A 19,742-nucleotide genomic window follows, 5' to 3' on the forward strand; every position below is an offset into this window, starting at 1 on the left:
GAAAAAGCTAGAAAGCCGCTGGACCTAAGCCAAGCGCCTTACCCAATCGTGGCATCCGTGCTTTTTTCAGCAAGGCTTTGATGTCCCACTCCTGCCCAGATAGCGCACGGGCTTTGTCTAGAACGTCTTCGGCAACGCTTGCGATCAACTCGGGCTCGGTCTGCCACATCCCGTAAAGCAGTGCATCAGGGTTCACCCGTGACAGCCCTTCTTCGGCCAAAATGCCCGCTGGAAAGTCTTTGTTATTCAGCGTCACAATACCGTCTGCGCCGCCAATCACAGCTGCTGCCAAGACGTGAATATCGCTGGGATCAGGAAGCCAAAAGCGTGCCTCCTGTTCAAGCGGGTAGCTCAAACAAGCACTCGAAAAGGCGGCGTTTAAAAACACCGCCTCGCTCTGTGCCTCCAGCGCGGCCATTTCGCCGTGCTTCAACGCAGCACGTCGCCATTCTTCCTGGATACGTGTTGACCAAAGCGGCTGAAACGCACCAGCTTTCGCCGCGCCAATCAACATCTCGCGCATCACCGTCGGATAAAGAACACATGTATCCAGCAGCAGCTTCACAGCCGATAAAACAGCGCTTTAAGATAGCCGCTTTCGGCCAATTGCGGCATGAGCGGATGGTCGGGGCCAGCAAAGCCGGTGTGGATAAGCGATCCCGCGCGCTCTGCCCGCCCGATACCGCGGGTACAGGCAAAGCGGAACTTGCCAAGATCTGCGGCATGAGAACACGAGCACAGCACCAGATACCCGCCTTCACGCACCAATGGCGCGGCCATTTTGGCCAAGCGCTCATAGGCCCGCAATCCGACCTCCAGCTTGGGTTTGCTTGGCGCAAATGCAGGCGGATCGCAGATCACTACATCGTATTGCGCGCCCTCTTGGCCCAAGGCCTCAAGCACGTCAAAGGCATCGCCCTTGCGCGTTTCAAGACGATCGGAGAACCCGGATTTTCCAGCGCCCTGCTCGGCCAATTCCAAGGCAGGCGCAGACCCATCGACGCAAAGCGCCGATTTAGCGCCCCCTGCAAGTGCGGCAAGTCCAAAGCCACCCACATGCGAAAAGACATCAAGCACCTCAGCGCCCTCGCTTAAACGCGCCGCGAACGCATGGTTCGGGCGTTGATCGTAGAACAGGCCGGTCTTTTGCCCGCCTGTCAGATCCGCCGCATAGAAAGCACCGTTCATCGGCACCATGATCGGCGCATCTGGCGCGGTCCCAAGCAGAACCGCATTTTCATCATCAAGCCCTTCAAGCGAGCGCGTGCGCCCTGCAGCGTTCTTGAGAATAACTTGCGCGCCAGTAACAGATTGCAGCGCCGCTGTGAGCGGTTCCAGCAGAAGCTCCAACCATGCGGCGTTTGGCTGGACCACAAGCGCATCGCCAAAGCGATCAACAACAAGACCCGGCAAGCCATCGGCTTCTGCATGGATCAAACGATAGAAAGGTGCATCAAACAGACGTTCACGCAATTCCAGCGCGCGCTTGATCTTGGCTGTGAACCACGCCTGATCTATCGGGGCAGTCACATCACGCTCGATCATCCGTGCAGTGATGCGTGATAATGGGTTTGCCGCAACCAATCCCATCGGATTGCGCTCTGCATCCTCTAGCACGGCGATCGTGCCCGGCTGAAGGTTTTTACTGCGCCGATCAAGCACAAGTTCATTATCATAAACCCAAGGTGCGCCGTGACGGATGGCACGCGCATTTGCTTTGGGCTTAAGGCGAAGGACGGGAAAAGGGGACGCTGTCATAGCGTCCCCTTAGCGATTTCATGCGGCTGTGAAAAGGATCAGTTTTTGTTCAAGGTAACAAAGAAGCCGGTATTTTGATCCTGAAAGCCTGCTGGCTGGGTCAACTCTGTTCGCAACACCTGTTCAAGGAAGGTTGTCACGCGCGCTTTTTGAGTTTCCCCGCGCGCATCCGCTGCAATTGCTGCGGTGCCACCAAAGGCATCAAGGTTGGTAACAACCTCGCGTGCCGGGCGCAGCGTTGCACCTGTGACCGGATCAAGCAAGGTCACAAAGAAGTTCATATTGTGAACACCCCCTGTAGAATACCGTGCTTTTTCACTTAGGCCGTGAAAACGGGTGACCTGAATATGCATATGAACGGGGCGCGAACCGGTTAGCTTGGACGCTGTGCGTTTTGCGCTGTCCATCAAGATGGACTTAACCTGCTCATGGCGATCTCCGAAAAGGTCACCGCGCCAGACGATATCACCTTTTGGGAAATATGAATTCTTTTCCGAAACAACGAGCGTTTTTGGAACGTCTACTGTTATTTTGGCAATTGAAACGTCAGGAACAAAGACCGCAATGCTTTCAACAGCGTTTTGCTTTTGAACTGATGTTGCTTGTAGGTTTTGCGCCGTTTCGGATGTTGCAGTTGCGTTACGGCTGGCCATTTGGGGTCCGGCGCAGGCCGAAACCGATACAGCAGCGATAGCTGCCAAAAGAATGCGTAGTTTTTTCATGTCGTCCTCCAGACCCAACGGCCTTTGTGTGCAACCTCAAGATGCTACCCAAGCGGGGCGAAAATGGGGCGGAGAAACGGCAGGCCCATGATTTTACCATGACCGCGATGTGTCCGCTGTCTTGTCCAGCAGCGCGGTTTCGTGCAGATAAAAAACTAAGGGCTGTAGCGTCGCACCCCCTCGACGTTAGCGCTAACATTAGGTAAGAAGGGGTGAACTTAGTTAATTCACGTCGATTATTCGCAGGAACACAACAGCCATGAGCTTGCACCCCGTCATCGCAGAAACAACAGATCGAATTCTCGAGCGCTCACATGCGCGTCGCTCAAAGTATATGGAGCATATGCGCGCCGCTGCCGCCGATGGCCCGCGCCGTGCGCATTTGACCTGCGGAAATCAGGCCCATGCCTACGCCGCAATGGGCGAGGACCAGCAAACTTTGGCTGAAACGCCCGCGCCCAACTTGGGAATCGTCACGGCCTACAATGATATGCTTTCAGCGCATCAACCGTTCGAGGCATATCCCGCGCTTTTAAAGGAAGCGGCCAAGGCTGCCGGCGGGACTGCGCAAGTTGCGGGCGGCGTACCTGCCATGTGCGACGGCGTTACCCAAGGCCAGACAGGCATGGAGCTTTCTCTGTTTTCGCGCGATGTCATTGCGCTCGCGGCGGGCATTGGCCTGTCTCACAACACATTTGATGCAGCCGCTTACCTTGGTGTTTGCGACAAGATCGTACCCGGCCTTATTATTGCCGCCGCAACCTTCGGTTACATTCCCGGCATCTTTGTGCCTGCGGGCCCGATGCAATCCGGCCTTCCCAACGATGAAAAGGCGCGCGTGCGCAATGAATTCGCCGAGGGCAAGGTCGATCGCGCAGCATTGATGAAGGCGGAAATGGCCTCTTATCACTCTGCTGGCACATGCACATTTTACGGCACGGCAAACTCCAACCAGATGCTGATGGAGTTTATGGGGCTTCACTTGCCTGGCTCTTCCTTCGTAAATCCGAACACCCCCTTGCGCGATGCACTTACGCGCGAAGCCGCAAAGCGGGCGCTTTCCATCACGGCCCTTGGCAATGATTATCGCCCCGTTTGTGATGTTCTGGACGAGAAAGCTTTTGTGAACGGTATCATCGGCCTTATGGCGACAGGCGGCTCGACCAACCTCGTGTTGCACTTGCCTGCCATGGCGCGCGCGGCTGGCGTTGATTTGCGCCTTGAAGACTTTGATGCGATTTCATCGGTCGTCCCGCTAATGGCAAAGGTCTATCCAAACGGATTGGCCGACGTAAACCATTTCCACGCAGCGGGCGGCCTGCCCTATATGATCGGGCGTCTGTTGGATGCGGGGCTGCTGCACGAGGATGTCAAAACCGTTGCTGGCGATGGCATGGGACTGCACGCGCAAGAACCTGCGCTGGATGGCGGTGCATTGATCTTCCGCCAGGGTGCGCGCGAAAGCGCAAACGACAAAATCTTGCGCCCTGCAAGCGATCCCTTCCAGCCTAGCGGTGGCTTGAAGCAACTTATCGGTAATCTGGGTCACGGAATGATGAAAGTGTCAGCCGTCGCGCCGGAACGTCAGGTGGTGCAAGCCCCTGCCCGCGTGTTTGAAAGTCAGGAAGCCGTGAAAGAGGCCTTCAAAGCAGGAGAGTTCACGTCCGATCTGGTTATCGTTGTGCGCTTTCAAGGCCCAAAGGCCAACGGCATGCCCGAATTGCATGGTCTGACACCAGCGCTTTCGGTAACGATGCAGCGCGGCATTAATGTAGCCTTGGTGACCGATGGCCGTATGTCTGGTGCGTCGGGCAAGGTTCCATCGTGTATTCACGTCAGCCCGGAGGCGGCTGCAGGTGGTCCACTTTCACGCATTCAGGATGGTGACATCATTCGCGTGGATGCCCTAAAAGGCACGCTTGAGTGCCTCACGGAAGGCGCGCTTGATCGCGACCCTGCGACACCAGATCTAAGCCACAATGGAAATGGTGTGGGACGCGAGTTGTTTGAAGTCTTCCGCCAGAATGTTGGCAGCGCCGATACTGGCGCAGGCGTTGTAGTATAAGGAATATCCACGATGATTACCCCTACCGAGGCCAGCGCACGCGCGTTGGAAATCTGCCAACTGGCTCCGATTGTCCCTGTTCTGGTTGTTGAGGACGCTTCCATTGCGCAAGACCTGGCCCGTGCGTTGGTTGCAGGCGGCCTGCCCGCGCTAGAAGTCACATTGCGCACCGACGCGGCGCTAGAGGTCATTGCAGAAATGGCGAAGGTCGAAGGCGGCGTTGTCGGCGCAGGCACCTTGCTGACACCCGCCGATGTGCGCGCAGCAAAAGCCGCTGGCGCGCGTTTTGGCGTGTCGCCCGGCGCGACTGATATCTTGCTGGATGCTTGCGAGGCCGAAGACCTGCCCCTCCTCCCCGGTGCCGCAACGGCAAGCGAAGCCATGCGCCTTTTGGAACGTGGCTATACCGTGCAAAAATTCTTCCCCGCAGAGGCCGCAGGCGGCGCGGCGGCGCTCAAAGCAATCGGTTCGCCCATCCCGCAAATCCGCTTTTGCCCCACAGGCGGCGTCAGCCCCAAGAATGCCAATGACTATCTCAGCTTGCCAAACACGGTTTGCGCTGGTGGTAGCTGGGTCTGCCCAAAGGATTTGATTGATGCACGCGATTGGGATGCGATTACAGCATTGGCAAGCGCTGCGTCCAAATTGAAAGTCTGACGATTACAGCTTCAAGAACAAAGAAGGCTTCCCCCGCATCAAACCGGGGGAAGCCTTTTTCATTTGCCTGGGTTGCGCAGCGCGCGGATCACCCCAGGCCTTAGTTGATAAAGTCGCCCGCAGAGAAGCTTCCCAAATTCGCCAAAAGCTTGCGAATAAAGCTCACGTCCTGACCGTTACGCGTATAGCGCCGTGCAAGGGGAACAACCTGACCATCTTGCAAGGTGTAACGCCCGATGTTTTCGACAATGCCAGCATTGTTGAAGGTGATCGCAACGACCTGACGGTCGATCACTTCAGGTTTTTGCCAAGCGAATTGCTTTACGCGGCTTTGCACATAGTAGTACCCGCTATCATTCAGCACACCTGCCGATGACGGGGTTCCTACCAGTTCGGCAACCGTATCGCGCGTATCAACACCGACGGTGACCTGCGAGAGGTCCTCATCTAGCGGCACATAGCCGTGGTTGCGATATGTGGCTGTGCACGCCGCCAAGGATGCGCAGAGCAACAGCGCTGCGCCGATATTACGTGTCTTAACTATTGCCCGCATAGAGGTGCCCTCTTGTATTGGCCTACTCTGCCTTGCTATCTCGATACGACACGAACGCCCGACGTTCAAGAAAGGAAAACTCTCCGTTATGGAAGAACCCCGCGCTTTTCCCGATTTTTTGCTAGACACCAGTGCCCTTGCGCGGCGCAAGAAGACGCAATTCAATTATCGCCTCGATGCAGACCAGCTTAAAGCGCTGAAAGAAGAGCTGGACCTGAGCGCCCTTCGCAAAGTCAGCTTTGCTGGTAATCTCAGTGCCGCCGGCAAACATGACTGGGTGCTGGAGGCCGAGATTGGTGCAACCGCCGTGCAGCCCTGCACCATTACGTTAGAACCTGTTACCACACGGGTGAAGAGCGAGGTGATCCGCCGCTTTGTCGCCGAATTGCCCGACCTGTCCAAAGAGACCGAGGAAGACGAGTTCGGCGGAACGGCCATGCTGGATGATGACACGTTAGAGCCTTTGGGCCGTGAAATCGACCTCTGGCGGGTTCTGCAGGAGGGCCTTGCGCTTGCCCTGCCTGATTACCCGCGCATTGATGGTGCGCAGCTCGGAACGCTCAGCATAACAGAACCCGGCAGCACAGCGTTAAGTGACGAGGATCTCAAACCTTTCGCGGGATTGGCGGCTCTCAAGGGTAAACTGGAGAGCAAGTCATGAGCGATAACGCCTATCTCGTAAAAGCGGACACGATCGAAGCCATGGAAGGGCTGCAAAAGACGCATTTTTTGAACGATAACGCAAAACGGCTGAATAAATCGCTTGGCGATCTGACGGGGCTCTCGGGCATTGGTTTTCATATCATCGAGGTAGAGCCGGGACATGCAAGCACCGAACACCACATGCATCACTTTGAAGACGAATGTGTGTACGTTCTAAGCGGTACGGCCACGGCCTATATCGGTGACGACGTTCATGAGATCGGCGCAGGCGACTTTATCGGCTATCGCAAAGGCGGCCTCGCCCATTCTATCGAAAATACAGGGACCGAGACGTTTCGCTGCATCGTAGTCGGCGAACGCCTTGAGCACGACATTGGCGATTACCCACGCGCGGAAAAACGCATTTATCGCTCCAAGGGCATCTCGTGGAACCTTGTGGATTTCGACAACATTGTCGAAGTTGGCGGGAACGCAGGCAAGAAATAGCGTGCCCCTAAATTGGGTATCCAGCCCAAAAATATGTTGTTTTTAAAAGGTTTTCGGATGTCGCCAAGAAATATCTCTGCTGCAATTGTTATCATCCTTAGCCTGCTCATCGCGCTTGGGACTTTGCGGGCTTTTTCGCTTGATCTTCACATCGCGTTTCAAACGATGGCGCATCAAATCCAGCATGCAAAAACCGCATTCCTGCTACATATTTCAGGCGCGTCCGTCGCCCTTGGGCTTGGCGCAATCCAGTTCATTAAGCCACTTCGCAAGCGCCGCCCGATGCTACACCGCTGGATCGGCCGGATTTATGCGCTCGCCATCGCCATTGGCGGCATTTCGGGTTTGATTATCGCGCTTCAGATTGAATCGGTGATTGGAACTCTGGGCTTTGCAGTATTGGCGATTCTCTGGGTTCTTGTGACTGGCAAAGCTGTCATGTTGGCGCGCGCAAGAAAAATTGCAGCGCACCGTCGCTGGATGATCTGCTCGTTTGCACTGACCTTCGCCGCAGTCACGCTGCGTTTGCAATTGGCGCTATTTATGTTCGGCTTTGCAATGCCTTATGAAGCGGTTTACCCGTTCCTTGCCTGGTCATGCTGGGTACCTAACCTGCTCTTCGCACTTCTGTATGTACGGCGATATCAAACAGTCTAAGCCCGTAATAGCAGGCTAGCATTGTCGTATTTCATTGCTCTGTAGCGGCCAATAGGGTCCCATTGGGCGATGAAGCATCTCTTTGCACGGCAAACAGATCCAATTTCAGCGCTGGGTATCCTGCTGGGCGCACAGGGTCTGCTTTGGCTTTATTGGAAATTCTACTGGCACGACGGCGGCGCGCTACCCGCTTCGCCTGACTGGCCCGCTCTTGCTGGGGGTTTTGGCTTTGTCATCCTGTCCGTCTGGATCGCCCTGCGCGCCGCGCAGGAGCATTCGGGCGGCGGCGCATTGCTTCTGAAACTGACCTGTACGGTTTGTATTATAATCGGCACGGTACAACTGGTGAATCAATGGGCGCGCATGGCCATCGCACCCGCGCTCCCGCCAGCCCCACAAGCCCTTTTGAAAGTGTCCGAGCAAACTGTTTATCTGAGCGGTGAGCTCACTTTTCGCAGCTTTGGCGCGCTGCAAGCCACGTTGCGTGCCTATCCAGAGATAAACACCCTAGCCCTCAATAGCCCCGGAGGGCGCATTCACGCCGCACGTGGCCTGGCGCGTCTGGTACAAGAATCAGAACTCGCCACCCATGTCAGCGACACTTGCGCATCGGCCTGCACCCTACCCTTCCTGGCAGGCAGCGTGCGCACAATGGCCCGCGACGCGAAAATCGGCTTTCACGGGTATCGTTTGCTCAGCACAATCGAAACGCTTGATGTTGAGCAAGAAGAAGCAAAGGACATGGCAGCGTTCCGCGCAGCGGGCGTTTCGGAAGGTTTCTTAAAGATTGCCTTTAAAACCCCCCATAGCGGAATGTGGTTTCCAGCGTATCAGCAATTATTAACCGATGGTGTTCTAACGGCGCACGGCCCCCCAAAACCAACGCGCTAAACAAGAACTCAACCCTCGCGCCACACGCGTCAGGTCATTTTCAAAGAATCGCTTGCGAACAGGATTTTCTTCCCTATTTTCGCGCGCTCTGACGAATTTAGGGTTGGACAGGCGACGCGCCCTCGCATATGTGCCTGCTAGACCCGTACAACGGCCCATTTGGGGCCCCGAACATTGATAGGTTGCGACATGGCTGTCCAGCAGAATAAAGTATCCAAATCACGCCGCAACAACCGTCGTGCGCATGACGCGCTGGTTGCAGCGAATCCAAACGAGTGCTCTAACTGTGGTGAGCTGAAGCGCCCACATCACGTGTGCCCGTCTTGCGGTCACTACGCAGATAAAGAGATCGTCGCACAAGCTGACGAGATCGATCTGGACGAAGACGCGGCCTAAACCATCCGCGAGGTACGCCCGATGACGGTGTCTACAGATCTGAATATTGATCGGGCGACGGCAGGCAATGAGCGTATTATTCTATCTATCGACGCGATGGGCGGCGATAAGGGACCGGCGGCTATTGTCGCCGGCATTTCTCGTTCTGCGCGCAAGAACCCTGACATGGGTTTTATCCTGCACGGCCAAGCGGCCACGCTTGCCCCGCTTGTAGCAAAGCGCAAGAACCTTGCTGGTATCTGCGAAATTCGCGATGTTCCCGACGTTGTGAAAATGACAGACAAGCCCAGCCAAACTCTGCGCACAGGCAAGAACACCTCGATGTGGTCGGCCATTGAAGCCGTTAAAAACGGCGAAGCGGCGGCTTGTGTCTCTTGCGGCAATACAGGCGCGTTGATGGCGATGAGCATGATCCGTCTGCGCAAATTGCCCGGCGTGAACCGCCCTGCAATCGGCATTCTTTGGCCATCACGTTCTGCGCACGGCTTTAACGTGATGCTGGATGTCGGCGCAGATATCCGCGCCGATGCAATGGATTTGCTGCAATACGCCTTGATGGGCGTCTCCTACGCGCGCAACGGTTTGAATTTGCCCCGCCCCCGCGTCGGTCTGCTTAATGTAGGGACCGAAGAGCACAAAGGCCGCCCCGAGCTGCACGAAGCCAGCGAACTTATCGAAAGCCAGGCAAACGCCGCAGATTACGAATATGTCGGCTTTGTCGAAGGCGGCGATATTCCCGGCGATCTCGCTGATGTTATCGTCACCGATGGCTTTACAGGTAACGTCGCGTTGAAAACGGGCGAAGGCACTGCCAGCCTGATTAGCCAGCGCCTGCGCGAGGCATTTGCCTATTCCATAGCCTCCAGAATCGCGACAATGCTGGCCTACACGTCCTTGAAACGCTTCCAGCAACGCATTGATCCAAGACGCGTCAATGGTGGTGTTTTTCTGGGATTGAACGGCACGGTTGTAAAATCACACGGTGCGGCAGATGCAACGGGCGTTGCCGCTGCGACCAATCTCGCATTTCGCCTTGCACAGTCCGGTTTTTCCGACAGACTTGCGAAACGAATTGCAACCAGTACACAAGCCGCCGCGCAAAACATCGCCGAGGAGAACCCGACCAAATGATACGTGCTCAGATCAAAGGGGTTGGGCACTATTTGCCAGAAAACGTGGTTCCGAATGCGCATTTCGAACAGACCCTCGATACATCAAGCGAATGGATCGTGTCGCGTTCGGGCATCGAAAGACGCCATTTCGCGGCCGAGGGCGAAACAACGTCCAATCTGGCGGCCCATGCAGCACGCGCGGCTCTGGCCGATGCCGGGCTTGAAGCCAGCGATCTGGACGCGCTTATCGTCGCGACCTCGACATCTGATCTGACCTTCCCTTCGGCTGCAACAATGGTACAGCACCAAATCGGCATGAACGGCGGCTTTGCGTTTGACGTACAAGCGGTCTGCGCCGGCTTTATCTTTGCGCTTGCCAATGCCAACGCCTTGATCGTTGCAGGCACTGCCAAACGGGTGATGGTGATTGGTGCAGAAACCTTCAGCCGGATCATGGACTGGACGGATCGCGGCACCTGCGTTTTGTTCGGTGATGGTGCGGGTGCCCTTATTCTTGAGGCCGCAGAAGAGGCTGGCACCGCAGCTGACAGGGGCGTTCTGTCTACTGATCTCAATTCTGACGGAACATACCGCGATATTCTTTATGTCGATGGCGGCATATCAACCAAAACAACGGGCTATCTACGCATGGAGGGCAAAGAAGTCTTCCGTCATGCCGTAGAAAAGCTGGCCGCGACCGCACAAACCGCGATGGACAAAGCAGGCATCACATCCGAGGACGTCGATTGGATCGTGCCCCATCAAGCGAATATTCGCATTATCAAAGGCACCGCGAAAAAGATGAACATACCGATGAAGAACGTCATCGTTACAGTTCAGGATCACGGCAACACCTCTGCCGCGTCTATCCCCCTCGCCCTTTCCGTGGGCAAGTCACAGGGCAAGATAAAAGCCGGTGATTTGATCGTTACCGAAGCCATCGGTGGTGGCCTCGCATGGGGCGCTGTCGTTCTGCGCTGGTAAACCTTTGATTGATAGGCTTTTCCAGCCTTTTCACAACAGGACACACTTGACTCGTTTTTCCTGCTCGCCTTAAGGTAGCTTAATTGCCTTGGGGGGCGCATATGACTGAGAAAACCTTAACGCGTATGGATCTAAGCGAAGCTGTGTTTCGCGAAGTCGGTTTGTCGCGAAATGAATCTGCGGAACTGGTAGAGAATATCCTGTCGCATTTGTCCGATGCATTGGTGTCCGGGGAACAGGTCAAGATCTCTTCCTTCGGGACATTTAGCGTGCGAGACAAAGCAGCACGCGTCGGACGTAATCCCAAAACGGGGCAAGAAGTACCGATCAATCCGCGCCGCGTTTTGACATTCCGCCCGTCCCATCTGATGAAAGACCGTGTCGCAGACGGCAACAAGCGCTAACGCGGGAGGCGGCAGGCGATGCCCAAATCCAAGGACGCCTTCCGAACCATCAGCGAGGTTGCTGAATGGCTAGAGACGCCAGCCCATGTGCTGCGTTTTTGGGAAAGCAAATTCACGCAAGTTAAACCAGTGAAACGTGCAGGTGGACGGCGCTACTACCGCCCTGCTGATATGTTGCTTTTGGGCGGCATCAAAAAGCTGTTGCACGATGATGGCCTCACCATCAAAGGTGCGCAAAAACTATTGCGCGAACATGGGGTTAAGCATGTCGTAGATCTGTCCCAGCCGCTTGATGACGACTTGATTGACGAAGATCAGATCGAAGAAGCGGCCTATGAGCACGATGCACAACCTGAGCCCTTTGCAGAGGAGCCCGCGACGGTCCTGAGCTTTCCCAGCCGCGCTGAAACGCCTGAGATAACTGCGCCTGTTGCCGCCGCTCCAACAAGCGAAACAGCTGCGCCCCCTGCCCCAAGCGAGCCGCTCATTGAAAGCACGCCGGTTGCCGACGCCGCAGCGCCCATAGCGTCGCCCGATGTCGCAGAGGAAAGCGCACCAAGCGAGACACCCGCCTTTGGCAGCGATGCACTGCCTGCCTTCCTGCGCCGCTCGCCCGCTCCTGCACCCAAACACGAAAGCCAGGCAGCAGACGCCAAAGAACCTAGCGCGCCAGAGGCACCTGCCGAGAAGGTGACAATCAATCCCGACGCTTATCTTGAGCCGATCGAAAGCGCGGCGGCGGATGAGATCGCGTCAGTTGGAGATGAACCGGAACACGGCGCAGCAGACGATTCTCCGGCCGAGCAAAGCGCGCCGATGTTTTCGCATCGCACGGCCGAGGCCGCCGGAGAATCCGATGCACCTGCTGAAACCCGTGCCACCGCCCCATCCGTGACCGCGCAAGAGCGTGATGAAAACCTGCCCGCCGCAACCAAGCCGTTGATTGATGTGCCATCCATTGCCAAGATCGCACCCGAGCTTAGCAGTTTTGATGCGGCCCCCGGCGTTCTTGCCGCGCTGCCTGGTGCGCGACGCCTTTCGCCAGAGCTTGCACAGCAGCTGGGCAGCAAGCTCGCTGAATTGCGCAGTTTGCGTGATCGCATGCAAAGTCACTGACGAGGCACTTTGCACTTGCTCCTACGCATAGTTCCATTAAACAGCGCCCTATCAGGCGTCGGGCTATGGCGCAGTCTGGTAGCGCGTCCGTCTGGGGGACGGAAGGTCGCAGGTTCGAGTCCTGCTAGCCCGACCATTTACACTCTGCCTGCCGATCCGGTCATTGATTGCCCCACGCGGGCCTCTGGAGACGCAGTATGACAGGTGTTCTACCAAGCCAACGACTGGAAAAAATGATCGAGCTGGGCCAGATCAGCGGATCGCCCGAGGTCATTGCCGAACAAATCCAACCCGCCAGCCTTGATCTGCGCCTGGGTACAGTCGCATACCGTGTGCGCGCCTCTTTCCTTGCAGGGCATGGCCGCCGCGTTGAGGATCGTCTCAAAGAATTCGAAATGCACCGTATCGACCTCAGCGATGGCGCTGTTCTTGAAAAGGGCTGCGTTTATGTCGTGCCCTTGATGGAAAGCCTTGATTTGCCTGAGGGCATGCAAGCCGTGGCGAATGCTAAAAGTTCTACAGGCCGCCTTGATTTGCTAACGCGCACCATAACAGATGGCGGCGTCGAGTTTGATCGCATTGCGCCGGGCTATACGGGTCCGCTTTATGCCGAAATATGCCCGCGTTCGTTTTCTGTGCTTGTCCGTCCTGGCATGCGATTGAACCAGATTCGTTTCCGGGAAGGTCAGGCAATCCTAAGCGACACCACCCTCATGGCGCTGCACGCAAGCGATGTGCTGGTCAACGGCGATGCTTTGATCGACGACGGTTTGGGTTTTTCGGTTGATCTGAAGCCCGCAGGCACCGATCTGGTCGGTTACCGCGCCAAACCGCATACGGGCGTGATTGATCTGGACAATATCGGCTATTACGATCCCGCAGAATATTGGGAGGAAGTGCGCAGCAAGGATGGGCAGATCATTCTGGACCCTGGTGCCTTCTACATCCTTGTCAGTCGTGAATCGGTCCACATCCCCCCGTCATACGCTGCTGAAATGGCCCCCTATCTGGCCATGGTCGGCGAATTCCGCGTGCACTATGCGGGCTTCTTTGATCCGGGTTTTGGTCACAGCGCTGCGGGCGGGACAGGATCGCGCGGGGTGCTTGAGGTGCGCTGCCACGAAGCGCCGTTTGTTCTGGAGCACGGGCAAGTTGTCGGGCGCTTGGTCTATGAGCATATGGCAGAGGTACCAAAGCAGCTTTATGGTGCGGGGATTGCCTCGAATTACCAGGGCCAGGGTTTGAAGCTGTCAAAGCATTTCGCAGCCCCTGCAAAAGGGTGAAATTTCTTTCGAAGAAATTTACAAATTCTATTCAATAGAATTTGGCCTCCGGCGGGGATATTTTTAGAGAGAGGAAGTTCAGGGGTGTTCGATCCAGTCTGACAGGGTCTCGAACATCGGGCGAAAGTAGGCCACGATCCGCCCCTCTGGTGGGGCTGTGTCCTTGGTTTTCCATGGCGCTATTCCATGCAGTAGATGACGATGTAAAAGGACCGACTGGCCAAGCTCCAAGTGCAGCTCGAGCGGTGTGATGCGTTCGAAAACCTGCGCACGGGCGGCCTTATATGCCTGTGTCAATTCAACGCTGCCTGGTTCTTCGCACCCAATTGCGTTGCGAAAAGCATCTTGCATAACAAGATGACTACCGGGCCAAACCACCAGCGGTGATGCGTGGCTTGTTCCCAGCGGTATACCCAACACAAACTGATGCGGTTCACGAAGAAACCTACGCCCGTTTTCCAGCAATATGCCATCTACATGGGCCGCGCAGCGTTTGATGCGAAATCGGTGATTTGCTTCGCTCTCATCCGGATCCTGCTTCGGGTACCCTTTGTAGACCGCCGAAATCTGCGCCTTGTGCCAATGCAATTGCGGCGCAACATAGGGTTCCCATGGGCCAGTTAGGACAGCTCCCGAAATCGAACCGTCAGGCGCATTCGGCAACGCATCAACGCCAACGAACCACGTTTCCTGATGACGCAGCCAAGTGGCTCTAAGCGTGTCATCTCTCACCAGTTTTCGCGCGGTTTTTGCAGCTGCATTTGCCCAAATCAGCACCTTGGGATCAGCATCAAAAACACAAAACCCGTCGTTGCTGTAGGCGCTCAATACCCCATAGCCTTTCGCAGCATGTTCAGCGCAACCAGCGTCAGAAATACGCCAAAGGCCTTTTTGAGCGGCCCTGCGTCCATCGCATGGGCCAGTTTCACGCCCAAGGGCGCGGTCAATAAGGTCATGGCAATCACCACCACAAAGGCCACTGAATTGACCGCACCTATTGTGAATGGCGGGCGCGCTGAGGGATCAATCGGCACAAAGAGAAACCCGATCACGGCAGGCACCGCAATCAAAACGCCAAAGCCCGCTGCGGTGGCCACTGCGCGGTGGATTGCAACGCCATGCAGCGACATGAACGGCACGCCAAAACTGCCACCGCCAATGCCCATAAGGACAGACATGAAGCCAAGCAAAGGCGAGACCGCCATACGTTTTACGCCGCGCGGCATGTCGTCCGCCAGACGCCATGAGCTACGCCCGAACGCCATGTAAAGCCCTACGATCAAAGCAAGAATTCCGAATATGAGCTGTAGCGTTCCTGAACGAAGACTCGCCGCTGTCAACATGCCAAGCGCAGCGCCGACAACAATGCCAGGGGCCCAAGTGCGCAGGATATCCCAATCGACCGCGCCCTTTTTGTTATGGCTTAAGACCGAGCGCACAGAAGTCACGATGATCGTCGCAAGCGAGGTCGCAAGACACATTTGCATCAGTTGCGGACCTTCAAAGCCAAGCGCGGAAAAGACGTAAAAGAACGCAGGCACCAGAACAATACCGCCGCCAACCCCCAGCAATCCGGCAAGCACGCCCGCGACCGCCCCTGTGAGCAACAATAAGACCAGCATCTGCACAAGAAGCATCGGATCAGACATAGCACTACCTTTGGTTTTGAGTAGGTTCTAATGAAGCCCGAATTTGCGCGCGCTCACAAGCCGCAATCTTGGACTTGCGCGCGCGCCGCTTGCATTTTCTCTATGGCTTGAACAACCGTATGCGCACCTGCATCCGGTTTATGGGCGTTCTCTGACAGGTGACGCTTCCAATGACGTGCGCCGGGTTGGTTCGCAAAAAGCCCAAGCATATGGCGCGTCACCTGCCCCAGTTTGCCCCCTGCCGCAATATGCGCCTCGATATAGGGAAGCATAGCCAGCGCGATCTCTTCGCGGCTGCGATCCTGCTCGCGCGTGCCAAAGATCAGATGATCTGCCTCCAAAAGGATATCAGCGGGTTGATGATAGGCCGCGCGCCCGATCATGACCCCGTCCATCCCGCGATCAAGTGCAGCCTTTGCATCAGCGAGCGTCGCAACACCGCCATTGAGGCTTAGGTGCAGGGCGGGAAACATCCCCTTCATCTGTTGCACCAGATCATAATCCAGCGGCGGGATATCGCGATTTTCTTTCGGGCTTAACCCTTGCAGCCAAGCCTTGCGCGCATGGATTGCGAAACGGCCGACCCCCGCCCCTGCAACCCGCGCAATGAATTCAGGCAGCACAATGTCGGGGTCTTGATCGTCAACGCCAATTCGGCATTTCACCGTAACCTCAGCGGGCGATGCCGCGATCATCGCTGCGCAGCACTCTGCGACCAATTTGGGATCGCGCATCAAAATGGCCCCGAAGGTGCCCGATTGAACGCGGTCGGACGGGCAGCCGACATTCAGGTTAATCTCGCAATAGCCAGCCTCTGCGCCCAGGCGTGCGGCCTCGGCCAGTTCAGCGGGGTCCGAGCCGCCTAATTGCAGCGCGACAGGGTGTTCTTGAGGCGAATGATCCAGCAAATGCAATGCACCGCCCCGCACCAAAGCAGGAGAAGTGACCATCTCGGTGTACAAAAGCGTTTCGCGCGACAGCAAACGGTGAAAGTACCGGCAATGGCGATCCGTCCAGTCCATCATGGGCGCAACCGATAGGCGTGCCTGTCGATGTAGGTTATATCTTTGCTTTTCCATCACTTAGCACTTTTGAGGTCAGTCTCGGAATGAGCCTGCCTCGATAATGCAAAACACGCGCGGCGACAATAGGGACAGAGCTTGGTTCAACTGCTCGCAAGAACCGCTCATCTTTATCAGCCTGCGTCCAAATGGGGACATTTGATCCGGCGATCCAAGTGTTGTTCTTTCCCGTTTGGATATGACGACGTTTCGCTGGATCATTTTAAGTGTGCAAATCAACATGATAGGATAGCTTAACAAGATCAGGAGGCGTGAATGAAAACTCAGGTTGCTATCATTGGGGGCGGACCATCGGGCCTGCTCTTATCCCAACTGCTTTATACTAAAGGTATCGACAGCATCGTCCTTGAGCGCAAAACCAAAGACTACGTCCTTGGCCGCATTCGCGCTGGAGTTCTGGAGCGCGGTTTTGTGCAGCTGATGCGCGAAGCGGGTGTATCTGAACGCATGGATGCAGAAAGCTTCATTCACGACGGCACGCAAGTGTCCTTCGGCGATACGATGTTCCGCATCGATTTTGCCAAACTCGCAGGACACCCTGTGACGGTCTACGGGCAAACCGAGGTTACCCGCGACCTTTACCACGCGCGCGAACAGGCCAATGGCAAGATCGAGTTCAATGTCGAGGACGTTGTCATCCATGACGCGAAAACCTCAGCGCCCTATCTGACATATTCTGTTGAGGGCGAAGCGCGCCGCATCGCTTGTGATTTCGTTGCCGGCTGTGATGGCTTTCATGGTGTAAGCCGCCAAACCATCCCGAAAGACCTGCGCCGCGAGTATGAAAAAGTCTACCCCTTTGGCTGGCTGGGTGTCCTCTCCGAAACGCCGCCCGTAAACCACGAGTTGATCTATTCGGGATCCGAACGCGGCTTTGCCCTTTGTTCCATGCGCAACGAAAAGCTCAGCCGCTATTACATCCAGTGCCCATTGGACGATAATCCAGAGGATTGGTCGGACGCAGCATTCTGGGCCGAACTCAAACGGCGCATACCAAAGGAAGCTGCTGACAAGTTGGTAACGGGGCCTTGCATCGAAAAATCCATCGCTCCGCTGCGTTCTTTCGTGACCGAGCCAATGCGCTGGGGCAATCTGTTCCTGTGCGGGGATGCCGCCCATATCGTACCGCCTACAGGGGCCAAGGGATTGAACACCGCTGCCTCTGATATTCATTATCTCTACAACGGTTTGCGCGAATTTTATGAGCACGGCAGCAAGGCAGGTATCGACGCCTATTCGGAAAAAGCACTGGCACGGGTTTGGAAGGCCGAACGCTTTAGCTGGTGGTTCTCATCCTTGATGCACCGTTTCCCCGATCAAACCGAATTCGATCTGAAAATGCAGATCGCAGAGATTGAATTCCTGCGCACAAGTGAAACCGCGCAGCGCGCAATGGCCGAAAACTACGTCGGCCTGCCCTATTAAGGAACCCAACAGATGAGCACCCGATTTGACGATGGAATGACCACACGCCGCGCTGTTCTGGGCGATGCCCATGTGGACCGCGCCGAAGCAAACAAAAGCGCCTTTGACGAACCTTTCCAAAGCATGATTACCGAAGGGGCCTGGGGCACGCTTTGGAGCGATGACACGATCCCGCACCGCGAACGCTCGATGCTGACGCTGGCCTTGCTGGCCGCGACGGGTAACTTTGAGGAAATCCCGATGCATATCCGCGCAACGGCAAACACAGGTGCCGCGCCGCAAGACGTGCTGCAAGCCTTTATGCATGTTGCGGTTTACGCGGGCGTGCCAAAAGCCAATCATGCGATTAAACTTGCCAAACAGACCTATGCAGAAATGGGAGTGACCCTATGAGCCTACTCAACATGCCGCCAAAATCGGGCGGTTTCATCCCGCGGGATCGCTCATGGCAGCCGGACGCGCTCACCCCGCCCTATAAAACCAGCGTGAAACGCAGCCCCCAAGCGGCGCTTTTGTCCTTTCCCAGCACCCTAAGCGAAGAAACGTCCCCCGTGTTTGGCCACAACATTCTGGGCGAGCTGGATAACGATCTGATCCTGAATTATGCCGCCGCAGGTCAAAGCGCGATTGGCCCACGGATCATCGTGCATGGCCGCGTTTTGGATGAAAACGGGCGCGGAGTTCCCGGCGCACTGCTCGAGTTCTGGCAGGCCAACGCGGGTGGGCGTTATCGCCATAAGAAAGAAAGCTATCAGGCCGCGCTCGATCCCAACTTTGGCGGTTGTGGGCGCACGATTACCGCAGAGGATGGCAGCTACGAGTTTAGAACCATTCAGCCCGGCCCCTACCCGTGGCCTAACGGCATGAACGATTGGCGCCCCGCGCATATCCATTTCTCGATTTTCGGACATGGCTTTGCACAGCGCCTTATCACCCAGATGTATTTCGAGGGCGATCCGCATATCAAACTTTGTCCCATCGTTGGTGTGCTGAAATCGCAAGAGGCGGTTGATGCCTTGACCGCACTTCTGGATATGAACCGCACAGTACCAATGGATAGCCGCGCCTATAAATTCGACATGGTGATCCGTGGCAAACGCCAGACCTATTTTGAAAACCGTAAAGAGGGGCTCTGAGGAGGATCAGCAAAAGTGGGAACCGGTTTTGCGGTTCGATCAACCGACAAAGGAAAATTTGATATGCAGCGTCTGGACAACCTACGCGAAAGCCCAAGCCAAACCGCTGGGCCCTATGTGCACATCGGCTGCACACCCAATTTTACAGGCATCGACATCTATGGCGGCGATCTTGGCACCGCGATGAAAACCGGGCCGGTCCAGGGTCAGGAAATCATCATCAAAGGCATCGTTTACGATGGTACGGGCACGCCGCTGCGCGATGCGATGATCGAAATCTGGCAGCCCGATGCAGCAGGCCTGTTCCCGTCCGCCAATGAAACACGCGGCGCGCCCGATCCGAATTTTACCGGCTGGGGCCGCTCGCCCGGGGACATGGACACGGGCGAATTTACCTTTGACACGGTCAAACCGGGCGCAGTGCCCTTTCCTGACGGACGCATGCAGGCACCCCATATTACGGCATGGATCGTTGCGCGCGGCATCAATGTCGGCCTGCACACCCGCATTTATTTCGAAGATGAGCCAGAGGCGAACGCCGCCGACCCGATCCTGAGCAGGATCGAGCATCAAAACCGTATTCCGACCCTCTTGGCCAAGAAAGGCGCAGACGGCTCCTATCGTTTCGACATTCACCTGCAAGGAGCGAACGAAACGATCTTTTTTGATATCTAGGTACGTAGGATCGGTGCGCAGTTAGCTC

Annotated in this window: 23 protein-coding genes and 1 tRNA gene; 17 read left to right on the forward strand and 7 right to left on the reverse strand. The window is 56.0% G+C overall.

Annotation, left to right across the window (positions count from 1 at the left end; genetic code table 11):
• Window positions 1-7: 7 nt before the first annotated feature.
• The 3 genes from WBC85_RS09495 to WBC85_RS09505 are packed head-to-tail and all read right to left on the reverse strand — an operon-like array spanning window position 8 to window position 2,480.
• Window positions 8-565 (reverse strand): RSP_2648 family PIN domain-containing protein, encoded by a 558-nt coding sequence (locus WBC85_RS09495; protein ID WP_424435859.1) that lies wholly within the window; start codon window positions 563-565, stop codon window positions 8-10.
• Entirely contained in the window at window positions 562-1,758 is a 1,197-nt protein-coding gene (locus WBC85_RS09500) for an RSP_2647 family RNA methyltransferase (RefSeq protein WP_424435862.1), read from the reverse strand. Before WBC85_RS09500 ends, WBC85_RS09495 begins: the two co-directional genes overlap by 4 nt.
• A 38-nt stretch (window positions 1,759-1,796) precedes the next feature.
• Window positions 1,797-2,480: a DUF6778 family protein gene (locus WBC85_RS09505; protein ID WP_424435865.1), complete on the reverse strand. Its 684-nt coding sequence runs from the start codon at window positions 2,478-2,480 to the stop codon at window positions 1,797-1,799.
• Between the two features lie 259 nt (window positions 2,481-2,739).
• Here WBC85_RS09505 and edd point away from each other — a divergent pair, with 259 nt between their 5' ends.
• Both edd and eda read left to right on the forward strand, forming a co-directional pair.
• Window positions 2,740-4,545: a phosphogluconate dehydratase gene (edd, locus tag WBC85_RS09510; protein ID WP_424435868.1), complete on the forward strand. Its 1,806-nt coding sequence runs from the start codon at window positions 2,740-2,742 to the stop codon at window positions 4,543-4,545.
• Between the two features lie 12 nt (window positions 4,546-4,557).
• The gene (gene eda, locus WBC85_RS09515) at window positions 4,558-5,202 is read left to right on the forward strand and encodes a bifunctional 4-hydroxy-2-oxoglutarate aldolase/2-dehydro-3-deoxy-phosphogluconate aldolase (RefSeq protein ID WP_424435871.1); all 645 of its coding nucleotides are present in this window, start codon (window positions 4,558-4,560) and stop codon (window positions 5,200-5,202) included.
• A gap of 100 nt (window positions 5,203-5,302) precedes the next feature.
• Here the strand turns inward: eda and WBC85_RS09520 are convergent, their stop codons facing one another.
• The gene (locus tag WBC85_RS09520; RefSeq protein ID WP_424435874.1) at window positions 5,303-5,755 is read right to left on the reverse strand and encodes an outer membrane protein assembly factor BamE; all 453 of its coding nucleotides are present in this window, start codon (window positions 5,753-5,755) and stop codon (window positions 5,303-5,305) included.
• Between the two features lie 88 nt (window positions 5,756-5,843).
• Here WBC85_RS09520 and WBC85_RS09525 point away from each other — a divergent pair, with 88 nt between their 5' ends.
• From WBC85_RS09525 to WBC85_RS09575, 11 genes are all read left to right on the forward strand, one after another.
• A complete protein-coding gene (locus tag WBC85_RS09525; protein WP_424435877.1) occupies window positions 5,844-6,416 on the forward strand; it encodes a YceD family protein in 573 nt (190 codons plus the stop codon).
• The gene (locus tag WBC85_RS09530; protein ID WP_424435880.1) at window positions 6,413-6,904 is read left to right on the forward strand and encodes a cupin domain-containing protein; all 492 of its coding nucleotides are present in this window, start codon (window positions 6,413-6,415) and stop codon (window positions 6,902-6,904) included. Before WBC85_RS09525 ends, WBC85_RS09530 begins: the two co-directional genes overlap by 4 nt.
• Before the next feature lie 57 nt (window positions 6,905-6,961).
• Entirely contained in the window at window positions 6,962-7,561 is a 600-nt protein-coding gene (locus WBC85_RS09535) for a DUF2306 domain-containing protein (protein ID WP_424435883.1), read from the forward strand.
• A gap of 69 nt (window positions 7,562-7,630) precedes the next feature.
• Window positions 7,631-8,452: a hypothetical protein gene (locus tag WBC85_RS09540; RefSeq protein WP_424435886.1), complete on the forward strand. Its 822-nt coding sequence runs from the start codon at window positions 7,631-7,633 to the stop codon at window positions 8,450-8,452.
• Between the two features lie 189 nt (window positions 8,453-8,641).
• On the forward strand, window positions 8,642-8,848 hold the full coding sequence (gene rpmF / locus WBC85_RS09545) for a 50S ribosomal protein L32 (RefSeq protein ID WP_009828606.1): 207 nt from the start codon (window positions 8,642-8,644) through the stop codon (window positions 8,846-8,848).
• A gap of 21 nt (window positions 8,849-8,869) precedes the next feature.
• Window positions 8,870-9,979 (forward strand): phosphate acyltransferase PlsX, encoded by a 1,110-nt coding sequence (gene plsX / locus WBC85_RS09550; protein WP_424435890.1) that lies wholly within the window; start codon window positions 8,870-8,872, stop codon window positions 9,977-9,979.
• On the forward strand, window positions 9,976-10,944 hold the full coding sequence (locus WBC85_RS09555; protein ID WP_424435893.1) for a beta-ketoacyl-ACP synthase III: 969 nt from the start codon (window positions 9,976-9,978) through the stop codon (window positions 10,942-10,944). The genes plsX and WBC85_RS09555 overlap by 4 nt, the downstream gene beginning before the upstream one ends.
• A 101-nt stretch (window positions 10,945-11,045) precedes the next feature.
• Window positions 11,046-11,348 carry an integration host factor subunit alpha gene (ihfA, locus tag WBC85_RS09560; protein WP_424435897.1) on the forward strand — a complete coding sequence of 101 codons (303 nt, stop codon included), beginning with the start codon at window positions 11,046-11,048 and terminating at the stop codon, window positions 11,346-11,348.
• Window positions 11,349-11,366: 18 nt separating this feature from the next.
• Complete coding sequence (locus tag WBC85_RS09565) at window positions 11,367-12,464, forward strand: MerR family transcriptional regulator (protein WP_424435900.1); 1,098 nt, start codon at window positions 11,367-11,369, stop codon at window positions 12,462-12,464.
• 59 nt (window positions 12,465-12,523) lie between these two features.
• Window positions 12,524-12,600: transfer RNA gene (locus tag WBC85_RS09570), tRNA-Pro, on the forward strand.
• Between the two features lie 61 nt (window positions 12,601-12,661).
• Complete coding sequence (locus WBC85_RS09575; protein WP_424435903.1) at window positions 12,662-13,747, forward strand: 2'-deoxycytidine 5'-triphosphate deaminase; 1,086 nt, start codon at window positions 12,662-12,664, stop codon at window positions 13,745-13,747.
• A gap of 78 nt (window positions 13,748-13,825) precedes the next feature.
• On the opposite strand, the gene WBC85_RS09580 is transcribed toward WBC85_RS09575, so the two are convergent.
• The 3 genes from WBC85_RS09580 to dusA are packed head-to-tail and all read right to left on the reverse strand — an operon-like array spanning window position 13,826 to window position 16,475.
• Window positions 13,826-14,575 carry a hypothetical protein gene (locus WBC85_RS09580; RefSeq protein WP_424435906.1) on the reverse strand — a complete coding sequence of 250 codons (750 nt, stop codon included), beginning with the start codon at window positions 14,573-14,575 and terminating at the stop codon, window positions 13,826-13,828.
• The gene (locus tag WBC85_RS09585; protein ID WP_424435909.1) at window positions 14,572-15,396 is read right to left on the reverse strand and encodes a sulfite exporter TauE/SafE family protein; all 825 of its coding nucleotides are present in this window, start codon (window positions 15,394-15,396) and stop codon (window positions 14,572-14,574) included. The genes WBC85_RS09580 and WBC85_RS09585 overlap by 4 nt, the downstream gene beginning before the upstream one ends.
• A gap of 53 nt (window positions 15,397-15,449) precedes the next feature.
• Window positions 15,450-16,475 (reverse strand): tRNA dihydrouridine(20/20a) synthase DusA, encoded by a 1,026-nt coding sequence (gene dusA / locus WBC85_RS09590; protein WP_424435912.1) that lies wholly within the window; start codon window positions 16,473-16,475, stop codon window positions 15,450-15,452.
• Window positions 16,476-16,733: 258 nt separating this feature from the next.
• Between dusA and pobA the strand changes: the two genes are divergently transcribed.
• From pobA to pcaG, 4 genes are all read left to right on the forward strand, one after another.
• Window positions 16,734-17,903, forward strand: a complete 1,170-nt coding sequence (gene pobA / locus WBC85_RS09595) for a 4-hydroxybenzoate 3-monooxygenase (RefSeq protein ID WP_424435915.1) — start codon at window positions 16,734-16,736, stop codon at window positions 17,901-17,903.
• Between the two features lie 12 nt (window positions 17,904-17,915).
• Entirely contained in the window at window positions 17,916-18,296 is a 381-nt protein-coding gene (gene pcaC, locus WBC85_RS09600; RefSeq protein ID WP_424435918.1) for a 4-carboxymuconolactone decarboxylase, read from the forward strand.
• Window positions 18,293-19,039: a protocatechuate 3,4-dioxygenase subunit beta gene (gene pcaH / locus WBC85_RS09605; protein WP_424435921.1), complete on the forward strand. Its 747-nt coding sequence runs from the start codon at window positions 18,293-18,295 to the stop codon at window positions 19,037-19,039. The genes pcaC and pcaH overlap by 4 nt, the downstream gene beginning before the upstream one ends.
• A gap of 63 nt (window positions 19,040-19,102) precedes the next feature.
• Window positions 19,103-19,714: a protocatechuate 3,4-dioxygenase subunit alpha gene (pcaG, locus tag WBC85_RS09610; RefSeq protein WP_424435924.1), complete on the forward strand. Its 612-nt coding sequence runs from the start codon at window positions 19,103-19,105 to the stop codon at window positions 19,712-19,714.
• Window positions 19,715-19,742: the final 28 nt, after the last annotated feature.

Origin of the sequence: Planktotalea sp. (assembly GCF_049680325.1) — a bacterium.
Classification (GTDB): Bacteria; Pseudomonadota; Alphaproteobacteria; order Rhodobacterales; family Rhodobacteraceae; genus Planktotalea.